General features: G+C 67.8%; 15 protein-coding genes. 14 read left to right on the forward strand and 1 reads right to left on the reverse strand.

Annotated elements, in window-relative coordinates; all coding sequences use genetic code 11:
• Positions 1–33 precede the first annotated feature (33 nt).
• Positions 34–1,407 carry a TldD/PmbA family protein gene (locus tag QME70_00445; GenBank protein MDI6893074.1) on the forward strand — a complete coding sequence of 458 codons (1,374 nt, stop codon included), beginning with the start codon at positions 34–36 and terminating at the stop codon, positions 1,405–1,407.
• 4 nt (positions 1,408–1,411) lie between these two features.
• On the forward strand, positions 1,412–2,767 hold the full coding sequence (locus tag QME70_00450; protein ID MDI6893075.1) for a TldD/PmbA family protein: 1,356 nt from the start codon (positions 1,412–1,414) through the stop codon (positions 2,765–2,767).
• Between the two features lie 11 nt (positions 2,768–2,778).
• On the opposite strand, the gene QME70_00455 is transcribed toward QME70_00450, so the two are convergent.
• Positions 2,779–3,543: a radical SAM protein gene (locus QME70_00455; GenBank protein ID MDI6893076.1), complete on the reverse strand. Its 765-nt coding sequence runs from the start codon at positions 3,541–3,543 to the stop codon at positions 2,779–2,781.
• A gap of 203 nt (positions 3,544–3,746) precedes the next feature.
• On the opposite strand from QME70_00455, the gene QME70_00460 reads away from it, so the two are divergent.
• From QME70_00460 to QME70_00515, 12 genes are all read left to right on the forward strand, one after another.
• Positions 3,747–4,580, forward strand: a complete 834-nt coding sequence (locus tag QME70_00460) for an alpha/beta hydrolase (GenBank protein ID MDI6893077.1) — start codon at positions 3,747–3,749, stop codon at positions 4,578–4,580.
• A 36-nt stretch (positions 4,581–4,616) separates the two neighbouring features.
• Positions 4,617–5,729: an HD-GYP domain-containing protein gene (locus QME70_00465; protein MDI6893078.1), complete on the forward strand. Its 1,113-nt coding sequence runs from the start codon at positions 4,617–4,619 to the stop codon at positions 5,727–5,729.
• A gap of 29 nt (positions 5,730–5,758) precedes the next feature.
• A complete protein-coding gene (locus QME70_00470) occupies positions 5,759–6,022 on the forward strand; it encodes a CopG family transcriptional regulator (protein MDI6893079.1) in 264 nt (87 codons plus the stop codon).
• The gene (locus tag QME70_00475) at positions 6,003–6,464 is read left to right on the forward strand and encodes a PIN domain-containing protein (GenBank protein MDI6893080.1); all 462 of its coding nucleotides are present in this window, start codon (positions 6,003–6,005) and stop codon (positions 6,462–6,464) included. The genes QME70_00470 and QME70_00475 overlap by 20 nt, the downstream gene beginning before the upstream one ends.
• A gap of 452 nt (positions 6,465–6,916) precedes the next feature.
• Positions 6,917–7,144, forward strand: a complete 228-nt coding sequence (locus tag QME70_00480; protein MDI6893081.1) for a hypothetical protein — start codon at positions 6,917–6,919, stop codon at positions 7,142–7,144.
• 67 nt (positions 7,145–7,211) lie between these two features.
• Positions 7,212–8,156 carry an acetyl-CoA decarbonylase/synthase complex subunit delta gene (locus QME70_00485; protein MDI6893082.1) on the forward strand — a complete coding sequence of 315 codons (945 nt, stop codon included), beginning with the start codon at positions 7,212–7,214 and terminating at the stop codon, positions 8,154–8,156.
• Between the two features lie 72 nt (positions 8,157–8,228).
• Positions 8,229–10,187: an anaerobic carbon-monoxide dehydrogenase catalytic subunit gene (cooS, locus tag QME70_00490; GenBank protein MDI6893083.1), complete on the forward strand. Its 1,959-nt coding sequence runs from the start codon at positions 8,229–8,231 to the stop codon at positions 10,185–10,187.
• 16 nt (positions 10,188–10,203) lie between these two features.
• Positions 10,204–12,408, forward strand: coding sequence for an acetyl-CoA decarbonylase/synthase complex subunit alpha/beta (acsB, locus tag QME70_00495; GenBank protein MDI6893084.1), 2,205 nt, complete (start codon positions 10,204–10,206; stop codon positions 12,406–12,408).
• Between the two features lie 57 nt (positions 12,409–12,465).
• The gene (acsC, locus tag QME70_00500; protein ID MDI6893085.1) at positions 12,466–13,818 is read left to right on the forward strand and encodes an acetyl-CoA decarbonylase/synthase complex subunit gamma; all 1,353 of its coding nucleotides are present in this window, start codon (positions 12,466–12,468) and stop codon (positions 13,816–13,818) included.
• Positions 13,819–13,836: 18 nt separating this feature from the next.
• Positions 13,837–14,715 carry a dihydropteroate synthase gene (locus QME70_00505; GenBank protein ID MDI6893086.1) on the forward strand — a complete coding sequence of 293 codons (879 nt, stop codon included), beginning with the start codon at positions 13,837–13,839 and terminating at the stop codon, positions 14,713–14,715.
• Between the two features lie 10 nt (positions 14,716–14,725).
• Positions 14,726–15,487 carry a DUF3786 domain-containing protein gene (locus QME70_00510; GenBank protein ID MDI6893087.1) on the forward strand — a complete coding sequence of 254 codons (762 nt, stop codon included), beginning with the start codon at positions 14,726–14,728 and terminating at the stop codon, positions 15,485–15,487.
• A 1-nt stretch (position 15,488) separates the two neighbouring features.
• On the forward strand, positions 15,489–16,241 hold the full coding sequence (locus tag QME70_00515; GenBank protein ID MDI6893088.1) for an AAA family ATPase: 753 nt from the start codon (positions 15,489–15,491) through the stop codon (positions 16,239–16,241).

Genomic DNA, 16,241 nt, shown 5'->3' on the forward strand with positions numbered 1-16,241 from the left:
ATGGGGAAACCATTGATGCCGGGAGGTGAGGGCTTGAAGGCACTTTTGCAAGCGCTGGTGGCGGGCAAGCCGGCGGACTACGTGGAGGCCCGCTACGAGGAGAGCACCACCGTACGCGTCGTTTACCGGGGGCCGCGGCTGGAGACGGTGGCAGAGTCCGTCCTCTCGGGGGGAGCCGTCCGGGCTCTGGTGAACGGGGGCTGGGGCTTCGTCTCCTTCAACCGCCCCGATGACGCCGGGGAGCTGGTGGGCGCTGCTCTTACCGCTGCGGGGCAGGTGGGCCGGGAGCGGGGCGAGAAGGTTGTACTGGCGCCTGTCGATCCCGTGGAGGCCGAGGTGCGCCTGGACCCGGGGGAAGACCCCCGCCAGGTGAGCCTGGCCCGCAAGGTGGAAGTTATGGGCGACTACAACCGGCGCATCATGTCCTGGGGTCCGCCCGTGAGCAGTTCGTCGGTCATGTATCAGGAGAAGTTCACCCGCCTGTGGCTGTGCACGTCGCACGGTACCTGCATCTATCAGGAGAAGCTGGACCTGAGCGGCCTGGTGGCGGCGGTGGCCACCCGCGGGGGTCTCACGCAGATCGGGCGGTACGGGTTTGGCTCCTCCCGCGATTTCGGGGCGGCGCGGGGGCTGGAGCCCCGGGTCGAGGAAGTGTGCCGGCTGGCCGTCGAGCTGCTGGATGCGCCGGTGGTACAGGCGGGGGAGTATCCGGTGGTCTGCGATTCCCGCCTGGCGGGGGTGTTCGTGCACGAGGCCTTCGGGCACCTGAGCGAGGCGGACGATCTGGCCGAAAACCCGGCCCTGCAGCAGGTCATGAAGCTGGGGCGGCGCTTCGGGGCCGGGATTCTCAACATCTACGATAGCGGCCTGGACAGGGGGGGCCGCGGATATCTCCCTTACGACGATGAGGGCACGCCGACCGAGAAGACCTACCTGGTGAGGGAGGGGGTGCTGGCGGGCCGGCTGCACTCGCGGGAATCGGCGGGGCGGTTGGGCGAGCGTCCCACCGGGAACGCCCGCGCTCTGGACTTCCGCTTTCCACCCATCTGTCGCATGCGCAACACCGGTATCGATGCCGGGACGGCATCCTTCGAGGATTTGCTCTCCGGCATCGACCTGGGGGTGTACGCGGTGGACTCCTATGGTGGCGAGACCAATGGCGAGATGTTCACGTTTACGGCCGGTTACGGTCGCATGATCAGGAACGGCGGGTTGGCCGAGCTGGTGCGGGAGGTCAAGCTCACCGGAAACGTTTTCCACACCCTGGAGAACATCGACGCCATCGGCCGGGACGTGGGTACCGAGGAGGGTCCGGGCGGTTGCGGCAAGGGTGCCCAGGCCCCCCTGCCCGTCAGCCACTGGAGTCCGCCCATCCGTATCCGCCGGGCCGTGATCGGGGGGAGATGACGGGATGAGCAGCCACAGGGAGGGCCAGTTTGCCCACGAGTTTGCCTTCATGGAGCAGGCGCTGGACCTGGCCCGGCGTGCGGGCGCCGCGGCGGAAGTGTACTTGATCTCGGGAGAGCGGCTGCCGGTCAACTTCGAAGCGGGGCGCCTCAAGCGCATAGAAAGGACCCGTCATCAGGCCCTGGCCCTGCGGGTGATCCACGAAGGCCGGATGGGCCTCAGCTCCACCACCGTGACCCAGGAACCCCCAAAGCTGGTGGAGAGGGCTCTGGCCGCGGCCCGGTTCGGCCCCGAGGTGGAGTTCGGCTTTCCTGCGGAAAGCCCAGGCACCGACCCGGGAGATTGGTGGGACGGGCGGGTGGCCGCCCTGGAACCGGATGTAATGCTGGAGTGGGGGCGCGGCTTTGTAGAGCAGGTGGCGGCGGTCGAGGGGGTCCTGGCCCACGCCACTGTGGCTCGCCATGCCACCGTCACCCGCGTCATGAATACGGTCGGGCTGGATGCTTTCTACCGCAAAACCGGCCTCACGGCCGTGCTCATCGCGGAGGTAACCGAGGAGGGAAATTTCCTGCACGTCTACGACTGGGACTCTTCAACCGGTCTGGACGTGGATGTGGCGGCTATGGCTGCGGAAGTGGTGGATGACCTGCAGGTGGCGAGGCGGAATGTGGAGTTCGCCACCGGCGAGTACCCGGTGGTGCTGGCTCCCCGGGCGGTGCGGGACCTGCTGGGACCCATCATGGCGTGCGTCGACGGCCGGGCCGTCCAGCGGGGCATATCTCCCTGGCAGGGGCGACTGGGGGAGGCGATGTTCCACCCTTCCTTCACCCTGCTGGACGACGGTCGCCTGCCCGGCGCGGTGGGGAGTGCCCTCTGTGACGACGAGGGTGTCCCCACCCGGCGCACGCCCATCATCGAGAGCGGCGTGCTGCGCAGCTTCCTCCTCGACCTGGAGTCGGCGGCGGCACTGGGTATGGCACCCACCGGCAACGGGTCGCGGAGCGATCTGGCCGACGGTCCTCCCGTCCCCAGGCCCACCAACCTCCTCATCCCGGCAGGCGAGCGGCCCCGCGACGAGATGCTGGCCGGGGTGAAAGATGGCCTCCTGGTGGAGAACTTCATGGGGGCCTGGTCGGGGAACCTCTACGCGGGCGTGGTTACCGGAAACGTGGCCCTCGGTTACCGACTGCGGCACGGAGAGCGGGTGGGCCGGGTGAAGGACTGCATGTTCTCGGTGAATGCCTTCACGGCCCTGAAGGAGGCCCTGGGGGGTATCAGCCGGGAAACCAGGCGGCTGGGCAGTGTGCGCTTCCCTTACCTGTTGCTGGAACGGGCCACGGTCACCGTCCGCTCCTCTTGAGGCGGTCACCTTCACCCGCCGGTGGGCCGGGGGAACGCCGAGGCCCGGGGCCGGGTTCGGGGGTGGTACCGGGCGGTATGCTTCAGACACCATAGAGCTTGTAGCAGTGAAGACACGGGGAGGGCGGCGGAGGCGGCAGGGGCGGGGCGGAGCGGTCCAGCAGGGCGTCGGAGGCGAATCCCATCTGCCCCCACTGGTGACGGCGGGCGAAGGCCTGGCGGAAGGCACGGGCTTCCCGTGAGCTCCATGCCGGGCCCAGTCCCCGGGACACGTTGCCGAAGGTGAGCCGGGGGACGTTCTCCGATATCCCTTCGAACAGGCGGGGAAACGGCGCCCGGCAGGGCAGAGCGAGGTAAGCGCAGGGGGATGCCGGCTATGCGATCCAGGGAAGAACCCAGGCGCAGGGAGTCGTTGGTGGCGGCACGGGCCCCCGCCACGGAAATGGCTACGAGATCGACGCCCAGGCGGCAGGCTTCCCGGCTCGCCTGCTGGTCAAGGAGTACGGCGTTGGTGGTGAGGGATACCCGGCAGCCCGCCCCTTTCAGAGCGGCGGCCATATCCCACAGCCGGGGGTGGAGCAGGGGTTCGCCCCAGCCCTGCAGGTGTACGAGTTCCAGGCGGGGTGCGTCGGACAGCAGGGCGGTGAAGGACTCCCAGGGCAGGTGAGTGGTGATCCAGGAGTCAGCCAGGGCGGTGCGGGGGCAGAACCGGCACCGGAGCTGGCAGGCTGAGGTTACCTCCAGCTGGACTATGCGGGGAAGCTGTGGAGACCGCATGCATCTCCCTCCGCCGGTCCTTCGACGGCGGTGGACTCCGGTCCTCCCGATAGATGAAGTTCGGGGAGACCGGGGCCGCGCCACTACCAGGGCGGCGGAGGTCCGCCCGCGCCGGGCCGGCACCGGCTGCCGGGGCTGCGGGGGCGGAGGGTGACTGCAATATGACGAGGACGTGGTCGATATAGGGGGAGAGGTGGGAAAGCGTGCCGGTAGTGAAAGCTGGCGATCTGGAGCTGTACTGGGCCGGGAACCTCCGGCCCGAAGGCGGCATGCTGGTCATGGTCCACGGTGCCGGGGGCAACCACTCTCACTGGTTGCCCCAGATCGCCCACCTGCGTACGGTTCCGGGGTGGAGCGTGGTGGCTTTCGACCTGCCCGGCCACGGGCGATCGGGAGGGGAGCCGCGATCCAGCATCCCCGCCTATGCTGAGGCAGTGTACCACGGGGTGGAGGCTCTTCTGGCATCGGGCAGGGGCCGGCGGCCAACCCCCGTGGGGGAGCAGAGTGGCGAAGAGGCAAGCGCCGCGGGGGAGTGCCCCCTGGTGGTGGCCGGACACTCGATGGGAGGAGCCATAGCCCTGGAGATGGCCCTTTCCCGGACCGGGGTCCTGGCCGGGCTCATCCTGGTCGGCACGGGGGCGCGCCTGCGTGTTCTGCCGTCGGCCCTGGAGAAGATGTCGCGGGGAGAGCGTGACGAGACCCTCCTGGAGATGGCGTATGCGCCCGGGGCACCGCTGGAGTTACGCGAGCGGGGCCGGGCAGAATTCCGTTCCGTACCGGTCCAGGTGCTGTACCGGGACTACAGCGCCTGCGACCGCTTCGACCGCATGCAGGAAGTGGCCTCTCTCCGGCTTCCCGCCCTGGTGGTGGTGGGGGCCGAGGACGCCCTCACCCCCACCAGGTACTCCCGGTACCTGGCGGACAGGCTGGGTGGCACTCTGCGCGTCATCCCGGGGGCCGGGCACATGGTGATGCTGGAGAAGCCCGCTGAAGTCAACCAGGCCATGGGTGATTTCCTGAAGCCCCTGAGGGGATGAGAGATAGGCGGCCCGGGGATTGGGGCGAGGTCAGCGATGCGCGTGGCGGCCCTTAGCGAGGAACTGGAAGGCGAAGTGGTGGCGCGGCCCGTGTGCACCGCGTCGGGCCAGGTGCTGGTGGGGGCGGGAGTTACGCTGACGCGATCCCTGATCGCAAGGCTCAGTGAGCGGGGATTCACCCGCGTGGCGATCAGGGACTGGCTGCTCGACGATGTGGCGATCGACGATGCCGTCTGCGAGGAGACGCGGGCCATGGCCACGCGCGCCGTGTACACCGTCCTGGAAGGGGTGGCCCGCGGGGAGAGGCCTGACCCGGGGAAGGTGGCAGAGGTGGTCAGGGCCGTGATATGGGAGCTGCGGCAGAGCGCGGACGTGGTGCTCAGCCTCTCCGCGCTGCGCTGCCACGATGACTACACCTGCGTTCACTCCGTGAACGTGTGCATCCTGGCGGGAGTCCTGGGCATCGCCATGGGTCTTCCCGACGGTGAGCTGACCGACCTGGCTCTGGGGGCCATCCTGCACGACCTGGGCAAGATCCGCGTCCCCAGGCCCATGCTGGGCAAGCCCGGTCCGCTGGGGGAGGAAGAGTGGGTGCAGGTGAAAGCTCATCCCATGGAGGGATATCACCTGATGGTGCGTTGCGTGGGGTCGGGCTACCTGGCTGCCCACGCTGCCCTGGATCACCACGAGCGGCTGAACGGCTCCGGGTACCCCCGCGGCCTGACGGGCCGGGAGATCACCCTGATCGGGCGCATGGTGGCCATCGCCGACGTCTTCGACGCCATGACCAGCGACCGCGTTTACCGCTGCCGGGTCCCGCCCCACCTGTGCCTGGCCCACCTGAGGGAGCAGCGGGGGGAGCTGTACGACGCCTCCCTGGTGGACCGGTTTTGCGAGCGCATCGCCCCCTATCCTGTGGGCAGCCTGGTCAGGCTGAGCACGGGGGAGCTGGCGGCCGTGGTGGGATGTGAAGCCGGCAACCTCTCGTCTCCGCGGGTGCGGCTGGTTTCCGACTCCGAGTTTCGCCCCATCACCCCGCGGGAAATCGACCTGGCGGCTGTCCCCGGGGTGACCGTGGTGGAGGCCCTGGACGATTACCCGCACGCCTTCAGACAGCGCATCCGCCCAGCTTGCCCCGCCCCCTCATGATGTATATAATAATGTAGGAGGTGGGGGATTTGATCCGCAAGCAGCTGTATATCCCCAAGAGCCAGGACGCGCTGCTCAAGCAGCGGGCTGTCCAATGGGGAGTGAGCGAGGCCGAGCTGGTTCGGCAGGCGGTTGAGTCCTACCTTGCCCCCAGGATACACCCCCCCCGCGACCTCTCGGCCTGGGAGCGGGAGAAAGCTTTCATCAGTGCGAGGGCCGAAGAGCTGGAGGGGATGGGCGAGCCCGCCGGGTGGAAGCGGGAGGAGATCTATGATGGGCGGCGTACTGGTTGATACCAACGTGGTGGTGTACGCCTACGCTTCGGACGCCCGCAAGCGGGCGCGGGCCGTGGACGTGATGGATTGCCTGGTGCGTGGGGGCGCCGCGGTCCTGAGCACACAGGTCCTGGCCGAGTTCTCTGTGGCGGCGCGCCGGAAGCTGCAGCCTCCCCTGACCTGGGCTCAGATTGCCGCGCGGGTCCAGAACTACCTGACGTCGTGGCGCGTGCTGGAGGTGACGGGGCCTATCATCATGGAGGCCGTCCGGGGTGTAGAGCAGCATGGATTCTCGTACTGGGACGCCCAGATATGGGCCACCGCGCGCCTTAATCAGATTCCGGTGGTGCTCAGCGAGGATCTGGGCAGCCGGAGCACCCCCGTCGAGGGGGTTCTGTTTGTGGACCCGTTCGCTCCCGATTTTGACCCGGTCGGTTTCATCAATACCCTGCTGTTCTGAGCGGGTTCGAGCGGCAACCTGTCTTCGGTTTGGGATGGTTCCGGCCACCGCCCGGCACCCAGCAGCGCATCCCCGCGCCAGACGCCGCCGTCGGGCCCCGCCGGGCCTTTCCTTTACAGGGGGGTGGCGATTCGTTATAATGTGATTGCAGTATGGGTTGCTGAAGGGCCAAGGTTATAGCTTGACCACTCAGGCGGAACGGCTGGATTCCCCGCGGGAAGGGGTCCGAGGCCTGATGGCAGTGGCGATGGCCACCGTGCCCGCGCTGCATGGGCGGCGCGGGTGGTGGCGTGACGGGGGAAGTGAGCAGGTGAGCTACGGGGCCGGGTGCGTAATCCCGGCCCTGCTACTTTTGTATACAGAAAGTTCGCTTAGTTTTTGGACAGGGGGAGGATGATGCCTGCCCGCACCGAAGACGAGAATCGAGCGAATCTGGGCTGAGAGAGCAGGGGGTGTGCGAGAAAGTGGAGGTCAAAGAGGAGAAGACCAGGTTCGACGGGGTGAAGGTGGAGGTGCTGGGGCCCACTTACGAGCCGGGCAAGCCGGCCGGCCAGGAGGAAGGCAGCTGGCGCCGCAAGCTGCACGACCGCGAGGAGATGCTGAAGTACCTGAAGACGGGCGAGCGTTACTGGTACAGCGGGGACTGGTACGGCAGCGAACGGCGCAAGAACCCGGCCTAGCCGGTGAAAAGACCGGACCCGGCAGGGGGTAACCCGGTGGGGCCGGAAACAGAATGGGGTGATTTGGTTGGCTTTTTCCATTCCCACCATCACGTACACCGGCAAAGTGAAAGAGATTTCCCTGGGACCGCCGGAGCGGGCGGTCAGGGTGGGGGATGCCGGTTGCTACCCGTTCCACCTTTTCGAGGGGCAGATGGGCAACCCGCCCCGCATTGCCATGGAAGTGTATGATGTGACACCGGAAGAGTGGCCCCCCGCCGCCCTGGAACCCTTCGCCGACGTGCTTTCCGATCCGGTGGCCTGGGCGAAGAAGTGCGTGGGTACCTACGGGGCGGAAATGGTTTGCCTGCAGCTCGTCAGCACGGATCCCAACGGCCTGAACCGCCCCGCCGGGGAGGCTGCCGCCACGGCCAAACGGGTGGCTGACGCCGTGAGCGTGCCCCTCCTCGTTTGGGGTTCGGCAGACGTGGAGAAGGACGCCGAGGTCCTGCGCCAGGTGTGCGAGGCGTGCGAGGGCAAGCACCTGGTGGTGGGACCGGTCCAGGACAAGAACTACAAGAAAATCGGCGCACCGGCCATCGGTTACCGCCACACGGTGATCGCCTCCACCCCCATCGACGTCAATCTGGCCAAACAGCTTAACATCCTCCTGGGCAACCTGGGGGTGCCCGATGAGTTGCTGGTGATGGACCCCACCGTGGGTGGCCTGGGGTACGGCCTGGAGTACACCTACTCGGTGATGGAGCGCATGCGCATGGCCGCCCTCACCCAGCAGGACGACCGCCTGCAGTTCCCCCTGGTGTGCAACCTGGCCAAGGAAGTGTGGAAGGTCAAGGAGGTCAGGCTGGATGACCCCAACCTGGGCGATGCCGGGAAGCGGGGCATCCTCATGGAAGCCATTACGGCGGTTCTCCTGGCACTGGCCGGCGCGGACGTCCTCATCATGCGGCATCCGGAAGCGGTCCGGCTGGTGAGGGGATACCTGGCCGAGATGATGGGCGCGGCCGCCTGACATGGGAGTGCCCGCGGGTCGGCTGCCGCGGCGAAGCGCCGGCAGGCCTCGGGCGGGAAGGAGAGGTAGTAGATGGCTGAGAACACGGACCGGAGCGTATGTCCGGCCACGGTACAGTTGCTCGGCAAGGCCCAGCAGGAGGGCGTGAGCACCGCCTTCTTCCGGGCGGATCAGGTGAAGCCGTGTCCCATCGGGGCGGACGGCAGTTGCTGCCGCAACTGCGCCATGGGGCCGTGCCGGGTGCTCCTGCCCCGCGGCAAGTCCGACCTGGAAGTCGAAGTGACCGGCGTATGCGGGGCCACCACCGATACCATATCGGCCCGCAACTTCCTGCGCATGATCGCGGCCGGGGCGGCCGCCCACTCCGACCACGGACGGGCGGTGGCGGAAACCCTGATCGCGGCCGCCAAGGGAGAGGCACCGGGCTACTCCGTTAAGGACGAGTACAAGCTCATGAAGCTGGCCCTCGACTTCGGCATCGAGGTGGGAGACCGCCCCATCGAAGACATCGCGGTGGATGTGGGCCGGGCGGCCCTGGCCCAGTTCTCCCAGCAGGAAGGGGAGCTGGCCTTCATCAAGAAGGCGCCACTGAAGAGGCAGGAGATCTGGCACAAGCTGGGCGTCGTCCCCCGCGGCATCGATCGGGAAGTTGTGGAGGCTCTGCACCGCACCCACATGGGGGTTGACCAGGACGCGGAGAGCCTGCTCATGCACGGGATGCGGGTGGCCCTGGCCGACGGGTGGGGCGGCTCCATGATCGGCACCGAGTTGCAGGACGTGCTCTTCGGCACCCCCCAGCCCATCCTGGGTCAGGTGAACCCGGGGGTGCTCAAGCCCGACCATGTGAACGTGATCGTGCACGGGCACGAGCCCCTGCTCTCAGAAATGATGGTGATGGCAGCGGAAGATCCCGAGATGCTGGCCCTGGCCCGCGCCAAAGGGGCCCAGGGGATCAACGTGGCCGGGATCTGCTGCACGGCCAACGAGATCCTCATGCGCCACGGCATCCCCATCGCCGGCAACTTCCTGCAGCAGGAGCTGGCCATAGTCACCGGTGTGGTGGACGCCATGGTGGTGGACGTGCAGTGCATCATGCAGTCTCTGCCCAAGGTGGCCCAGTGCTACCACACCAGGATCATCACCACTTCGAACCGGGCCCACATCCCCGGTGCCACCCACATCGAGTTTCACGAGCACGATGCCCTGAATGCGGCCCGGGCCATCGTGCGGGCGGCCATCGAGGCGTTCCCGCACCGCACCGGCCGGGTGGAGGTCCCTGCCCACCAGGTGGACTTCGTGGCCGGTTTCAGCCACGAGACCATCGACTACCTGCTGGGTGGCATGTTCCGCGCTTCCTACCGGCCCCTCAACGACAACATCATCAACGGTCGCATCCGGGGCGTGGCGGGCGTGGTGGGCTGCAACAACCCGCGGGTTGAGCACGACGCCGTGCACGTGGCCATGGTCAAGGAGCTGATCAAGAACGACGTCCTCGTGCTGCAGACGGGCTGCAGCGCCATCGCCTGCGCCAAGGCCGGCCTGCTCACCCCGGAGGCCGCGGGCCAGCACGCCGGGGGCGGGCTGGCGGAGGTGTGCGAGACGGTGGGCCTGCCCCCGGTCATCCACATGGGGTCGTGCGTGGATAACAGCCGCATCCTGATGGCGGCCACGGCCATGGTGAAGGAAGGCGGCCTGGGCGACGATATCAGCGACCTGCCCGCCGCGGGGGCGGCCCCCGAGTGGATGAGCGAGAAGGCCATCTCCATCGGCCAGTACTTCGTGGCCTCGGGCGTGTTCACCGTGTTCGGGGTGACCTGGCCCACCACGGGCAGCGAGAAATTCACCCGCATGCTCTTCGAAGGGCTGGAGGAGAAGGTAAAGGCGCGCTGGGCTTACGAGCCCGACCCCATCAAGGCGGCCAGGTGCATGATCGAGCACATCGATGCCAGGCGCAAGGCCCTCGGCATCGACAAGGCCCGCGAGCGCGTGCTCTACGACATGGCCATGCGCCGCGAGCTGGAAGCGCTCTGAGGACGGGGGGAGAGTCATGTCCAAGATCATCGCTTCGGCAGCCATCCGTGGTGCCCACAAGCTGGTGGCCCGGGCGGAAGAGAAGTGGCAGCAGGCTATGGACCGCTGGGGCCCCAGGCAGGAAGTGGGCTTCCCCAACACCGGTTATTACCTGCCCGTGGTCTACGGCATCCTGGGGATGCCGGTGAAGACCCTGGGCGACATGGAGCCGGTGCTCAAGAGGGCGAAGTCGCTCCTTCCCCCGCCTGTACGGGAGCATGTCCACCTGCCCTACCTGGGTCCGGTCCTGGACGCCGGCATGGCCACCATGTTCGCGGAGGAGATCATCGAGGCCGTCCGCTACCTGGAGGAGCCCGACTTCTACACCAAGCAGGAAGAGCCTACCGACGGCCGCATCTGGCTGGGGGCAGCGGACGACATCATCCTGCGCCGGCGCGGCATCGAGTTCGTGGACGGCACCGCCCCCGGGTTCGCCGCCGTGGTGGGGGCGGCCCCCTCGCCCGAGGTGGCGGCCAGGATCGCCCAGGAACTGCAGGAGAAGATGCTTTACGTGTTCATGGCCGCCGAGCACAACGGGGTGCACTTCGGCGAGCAACTGGTGGAGGCGGGGGTGCAGATCGGCTGGCCCACCCGGCTGGTCACCTTCGGTCCCGACATCACCTCGGCGGTGTTCGCCATCGGCTTTGCCACCCGGGCGGCCATGTCCTTCGGGGGCGTGGAGCCGGGTGACTTCCGCAAGATCCTCATCTACAACAAGGACCGCATCTTCGCCTTCGTGCTGGCCATGGGCACGGTGAGCGACGAGTGGTACGCCACTGCGGCGGGCGCCATCAACTGGGGGTTCCCCACCATCGCCGATACCCCCATCCCCCAGATCCTGCCCACGGGCGTGTGCACCTACGAGCACGTGGTCTCCAACGTGCCCCACGACCACATGGTGGCGAAGGCCATCGAGGTGCGCGGGCTGAAGGTGACGGTCACCAAGGTGCCGGTACCGGTGGCCTACGGGCCCGCCTTCGAGGGCGAGCGCGTGCGCAGGGACGACGTGTACCTGGAGTGCGGGGGCGGCCACAGCCCCTGCGTCGAGTGGTGCACCATGAAGAACATGGACGAGGTGGAGGACGGCAAGATCGAAGTGATCGGGCCCGAGATCGACGACGTCCCCGCCGGCTCCCACCTGCCCCTGGCCGTGGTGGTGGAGGTGGCCGGGCGCAAGATGCAGGAGGACTTCGAGCCCATCCTGGAGCGCCAGATCCACCACCTGGTCAACTACGCCCAGGGCGTGATGCACATCGGCCAGCGCGACATCGCCTGGTTCCGCGTCGGCAAGGCGGCGCAGGAGAAGGGCTTCAAGCTGCAGCACATCGGGTCAATCCTGCACGCCAAGCTGCACCAGGACTTCGGCACCATCTTCGACAAGGTGCAGGTGAAGCTGTACACCCGGGAGGAAGACGTGCTGCCCATCCTGGAGAAGGCCCGCGCCGTGTACCGGACGCGGGACGAGCGCATTGAGGGTATGACCGACGAGACCACCGACATTTACTACTCCTGCACCCTGTGCCAGTCCTTCGCCCCCGGTCACGTGTGCATGATCAGCCCCGAACGCACCGGGCTGTGTGGTGCGTACAACTGGATGGACTGCAGGGCCTCCTACGAGATCAACCCCACCGGCCCCAACCAGCCCGTGGCCAAGGGCGAGTGCCTGGACCCCAAGCTGGGGCGTTTTGCGGGCGTGGACGAGTTCGTGGCCAAGGCCTCCCGCGGCAAGATCCAGACCTACAACTTCTACAGCATCGTGCACGATCCCATGACCACATGCGGGTGCTGCGAGTGCATCGCCGCCGTCCTGCCCATCTGCAACGGGATCATGACCGTGAACCGGGAGTACACGGGCATGACCCCCTGCGGCATGAAGTTCACCACCCTGGCCGGCATGGTGGGCGGCGGGGTGAGCACGCCCGGCTTCGTGGGCCACAGCAAGTATTACATCACCCAGCGCAAGTTTCTGGCCGGTGACGGCGGGCTCCTGCGCCTGGTGTGGATGCCCAAGACGCTGAAGGAAGAAATCCGGGAGCGATTCGAGAAGCGGGCCGGGGAGCTGGGTGTACCCGACCTGCTCGACCGCATCGCCGACGAGACCGTGGGGGTGACGGAAGAGGAGATCCTCCCATTCCTGGAGGAGAAGGGACACCCCGCCCTCACCATGGAACCCATCCTCTAAGCCGGGCCCCCATCGTGGTAGCCGGGGAGCCCACCATCTGAGAAAGGACGGATGCCGATGCCACTCACCGGGATCGAGATATTCAAGCTCCTGCCCCGCACCAACTGCGGCCAGTGCGGGGTACCCACCTGCCTGGCTTTCGCCATGAACCTGGCCGCCGGCAAGGCCGAGCTCTCCTCCTGTCCCCACGTTTCCGAGGAGGCCAAGGCCAAGCTGGAGGAGGCCTCCGCCCCCCCCATCCGTCCTGTGACCATCGGAGCGGGTGACGGGCAGGTGAAGGTCGGCGGCGAGACCGTCCTCTTCCGCCACGAGAAGCGGTTCGAGAGCCCCACTGCTATCGCCATGCTGGTGCGCGACGACATGTCTGACGACGAGATCGCTGCCCGCCTGCAGAAGTTCCGCACCCTGCGCTACGAGCGGGTGGGACTCATCCTCAAGCCGGACATGGTGGCCGTGGAGGCGGCCTCGGGCGACCCGGAGCGCTTCGCCCAGGTGGCGGCCCGCGTCCACACCGAGACGGGCGGAGCGGCCATGATCCTCATGAGCGACCAGCCCCCGGTGCTGGCGCGGGCCCTGGAGGCGGTGCCGGGGAGCCGGCCTCTCCTCTACGGGGTGACCGTCGACAACCTGGAGGCCATGCTGGAGCTGGCCAAAGCCCACAACGCCGCCCTGGGGGTGAAGGGGGACAGTATCGAGGGGACCATCGCCGCCAGCCAGAAGCTACTGGACCTGGGGTGCAAGAATGTGGTGCTGGACGGGGGTGCCCGCAGCCTGAAGACAGCCTTCGACGAGCAGGTGGCCATCCGCCGGGCGGCCCTCCTGCAGAAGTTCCGTCCCCTGGGGTTCCCCACCATCGTGTTCCCCTGCCGCATGACGGACGACCCCATGAAGGAGGCCCTGATCGCCGCCACCTTCATCGCCAAGTACGGCGGTATCGTGGTGCTCTCCGACCTGGAGGGTCACTCCCTGTTCCCGCTGCTGGTGGCGCGGCTGAACATCTTCACCGACCCGCAGCGGCCCATGTCCACGGGCGAGGGCATCTACCCCATCGGCACCCCGGACGACAAGTCGCCCGTGCTGGTGACGTCCAACTTCTCCCTGACCTACTTCATCGTGTCGGGCGAGATCGAGAACAGCCGGGTGCCGGCCTGGTTGCTGGTGCAGGACACCGAGGGTCTTTCCGTGCTCACCGCCTGGGCGGCCGGTAAGTTCGTGGCCGACACCATCGCCGCCCTGGTGAAGAAGTCGGGCATCGCCGACCGGGTTTCCCACCGCAGGATCGTCATCCCCGGCCACCTGGCGGCGGAGAGCGGTGCCCTGGAAGACGAGCTGAAGGGATGGCAGGTACTGGTAGGTCCGCGGGAGGGTGCCCACATCCCCGCGTACCTCAAGAACTGGCAGGCTGCTTGAGGAAGGGGGGCGCATGCGGTGATCCTGGTCGGCGAGAACCTGAACATCATGTCCAAGACCTATGGCCCCGCCATCAAGGAGCGGGACGCCGCCCCGATCCAGGAACTGGTCCGGCAGGAGGCCGGGGCGGGGATGGACTACATCGACGTGAACATCGGCCCCGCCCGCAAGGGCGGCGCGGAGACCATGACCTGGCTGGTGCAGACGGTCCAGGCGGCCGTAGACCTGCCCCTGTCCCTGGACACCACCAACCCGGGGGCGGTAGAGGCCGGGCTGAAGGTGCACCGGGGCAAGGCCCTCATCAACTCTATTTCGCTGCAGCCGGAGCGCCTGGAAAGGGAGCTGCCCCTGGTCACCCGGTACGGCTGCGCCATGGTGGGACTGCTCTGGGGCACCGAGGGTATGCCGCGGGATGCCGCCGAGCGGGCCGCCCTGTGCGTGGACCTGGTGTACCGGGCCACGCAGGCCGGCATTCCCGAAGAGGACATCTGGGTCGATCCCATCGTCACGCCCGTTTGCGTGGACATCAACCAGGTGAAGTCCTGCCTGGAGTTCATGAGCATGCTGGGGGAGATCGCCCCCGGGTGCAGGTCCATCGTGGGGCTCTCCAACGTGTCCAACGGGACGCCTGCGCGGCTGCGGCCCTATCTGAACCGCACCTACCTCATGATGTTCATGAAGTACGGGTTGCACGCCGCCATCGTGGATGCCTTCGACGGGGACCTGGTGGCCATCGCCCGGGGGAGGCGTCCGGAGCTGGTCTCCCTGGTCCACCGCATGATGGACGGGGAAAACCCCGATTTCGCGCAGCTGACGCCGGAGGAGGTCGCCTACGCCAAGACGGTGCGCGTCCTCACCGGCCAGATCGTGTACTCCCACTCCTGGCTGGAGGTGTGAGACGACGGTGATGGGCCTGGGGGAGAGCTACCGCCAGGCCCTGGCCCTGGCCCGGGAAGAACTGGGGCGGTGGTCCGGGGCGGAACTGGAGAAGCGGCTGGCCGCATCCGGGGCCCGCTGGCTACCCGCGGGGCAGGTGGCCGAGCCGGAGCCAGGTTCGGGCGGGACCGCTGCCCGCGCCATCGGGCTTTCCTTCCTGGGTCGGCCGCTGGTGGTGACCGTTCCCGACGGCCGGGTGGATTTTCTGCCGGGAGCAAGCGCCGGCGCGCCAGATGCGCCCGCGCTGGAGGCTGCGCCCGGCGCGGAGGTGGGCGGCCGGGTCGCGTCGGTGACCGGGGCGGAGGCGCCCCAGTGGCTGGCCATCCTGACGCTCCACTACCTGAACGGTGCCGGGGGTGATCCCCTCAGGGGGGAGCTCATCCCCTTCCGGGATCTGCCCGGGGGGCGGGTGTACGACGCCAACTTCGAAAAGCGCGTGCGGGCCCGGCTGGTGCGGCGATACGCCCACCAGCCGGCCCTCCTCGTGGAGGCGGGGAAGCGCCTGGGCGGCGAAGCGGCGGACATGGGCGATGCCGCCGTGCGGCTGCTTCCCTTCCCCCGCGTGCCCGTCTGGATGGTGCTGTGGGCCGCCGACGAAGAGTTCCCGGCCCAGGCCAACGTGCTGTTTGATGGCAGTGTGGGGTCCTACCTGTGCACGGAGGACGTGGTGGTCCTCTGCGAGCAGATGGTTGCCGAGATGATCAACCTGAGCAGGAAAGAGGTCGGAAGGTAGAGTGCCCAAGCACGTGTCGGTTGCCGGCAAGGGAGGGACGGGGAAGACCACCCTGTCGGCCTTACTGGTGAGGTGGCTGCTGGAGCGGGGTAAGACCCCGGTGCTGGTGGTGGACGCCGATCCCAACGCCAACCTGGGGGAGGCCCTGGGGGTGAGCTGGGAGGGGACCATCTCCGAGGTGCTGGAGAAGGCGAAGGCCAAGCAGGGAACCGCGGCCGGGATGACCACGGGCACCTTCATCGAGTACCAGCTGAACCAGGTCCTCAGCGAGGCCCGCGGGTTCGACCTGCTGGTGCTGGGCGGCCCGGAGGGGCCCGGGTGCTACTGCTTCCCCAACGAGATGCTCCGCCACTACATGGAGGAGCTGAGCGGCAACTACCCCTACCTGGTGATGGACAACGAGGCCGGCCTGGAGCACCTGAGCCGGCGGGTGGCGCGCGGCGTGGACGTGCTCCTGGTGACCAGCGATCCCACTGTGCGGGGGATTCGCTCCGCCGAGCGCATCGCCCGCCTGGCCCGCTCCCTGGGCGTGGTGTCCGGGCGGGTGGAGTTCGTGCTGTCCATGGCCCGCGATGGTGACGAGCCGGCCCTGCGGCAGGAGATGGGGTCCCTGGGCATCACCCCGCTGGGCATCATCCCCTACGACGAGACCCTGGTGGAATACGACCTGAGGGGGAGGCCCCTGTTCGATCTGCCCCCCGATGCGCCCGCCTGGCGGGCGGCGGCGGATCTGGCCGAGAAGCTGGGACTGTGA

The sequence above is a fragment of the Bacillota bacterium genome, assembly GCA_030019365.1.
Taxonomy (GTDB): domain Bacteria; phylum Bacillota; class Sulfobacillia; order JACIYH01; family JACIYH01; genus JACIYH01.

Coding starts and splice junctions, on each gene's coding strand:
- QME70_00510 (MDI6893087.1), top strand. CDS start 14,726: ATGGGCCTGGGGGAGAGCTACCGCCAGGCCCTGGCCCTGGCCCGGGAA.
- acsC (MDI6893085.1), top strand. CDS start 12,466: ATGCCACTCACCGGGATCGAGATATTCAAGCTCCTGCCCCGCACCAAC.
- QME70_00465 (MDI6893078.1), top strand. CDS start 4,617: ATGCGCGTGGCGGCCCTTAGCGAGGAACTGGAAGGCGAAGTGGTGGCG.
- QME70_00450 (MDI6893075.1), top strand. CDS start 1,412: ATGAGCAGCCACAGGGAGGGCCAGTTTGCCCACGAGTTTGCCTTCATG.
- acsB (MDI6893084.1), top strand. CDS start 10,204: ATGTCCAAGATCATCGCTTCGGCAGCCATCCGTGGTGCCCACAAGCTG.
- QME70_00455 (MDI6893076.1), bottom strand. CDS start 3,543: ATGCGGTCTCCACAGCTTCCCCGCATAGTCCAGCTGGAGGTAACCTCA.
- cooS (MDI6893083.1), top strand. CDS start 8,229: ATGGCTGAGAACACGGACCGGAGCGTATGTCCGGCCACGGTACAGTTG.
- QME70_00475 (MDI6893080.1), top strand. CDS start 6,003: ATGGGCGGCGTACTGGTTGATACCAACGTGGTGGTGTACGCCTACGCT.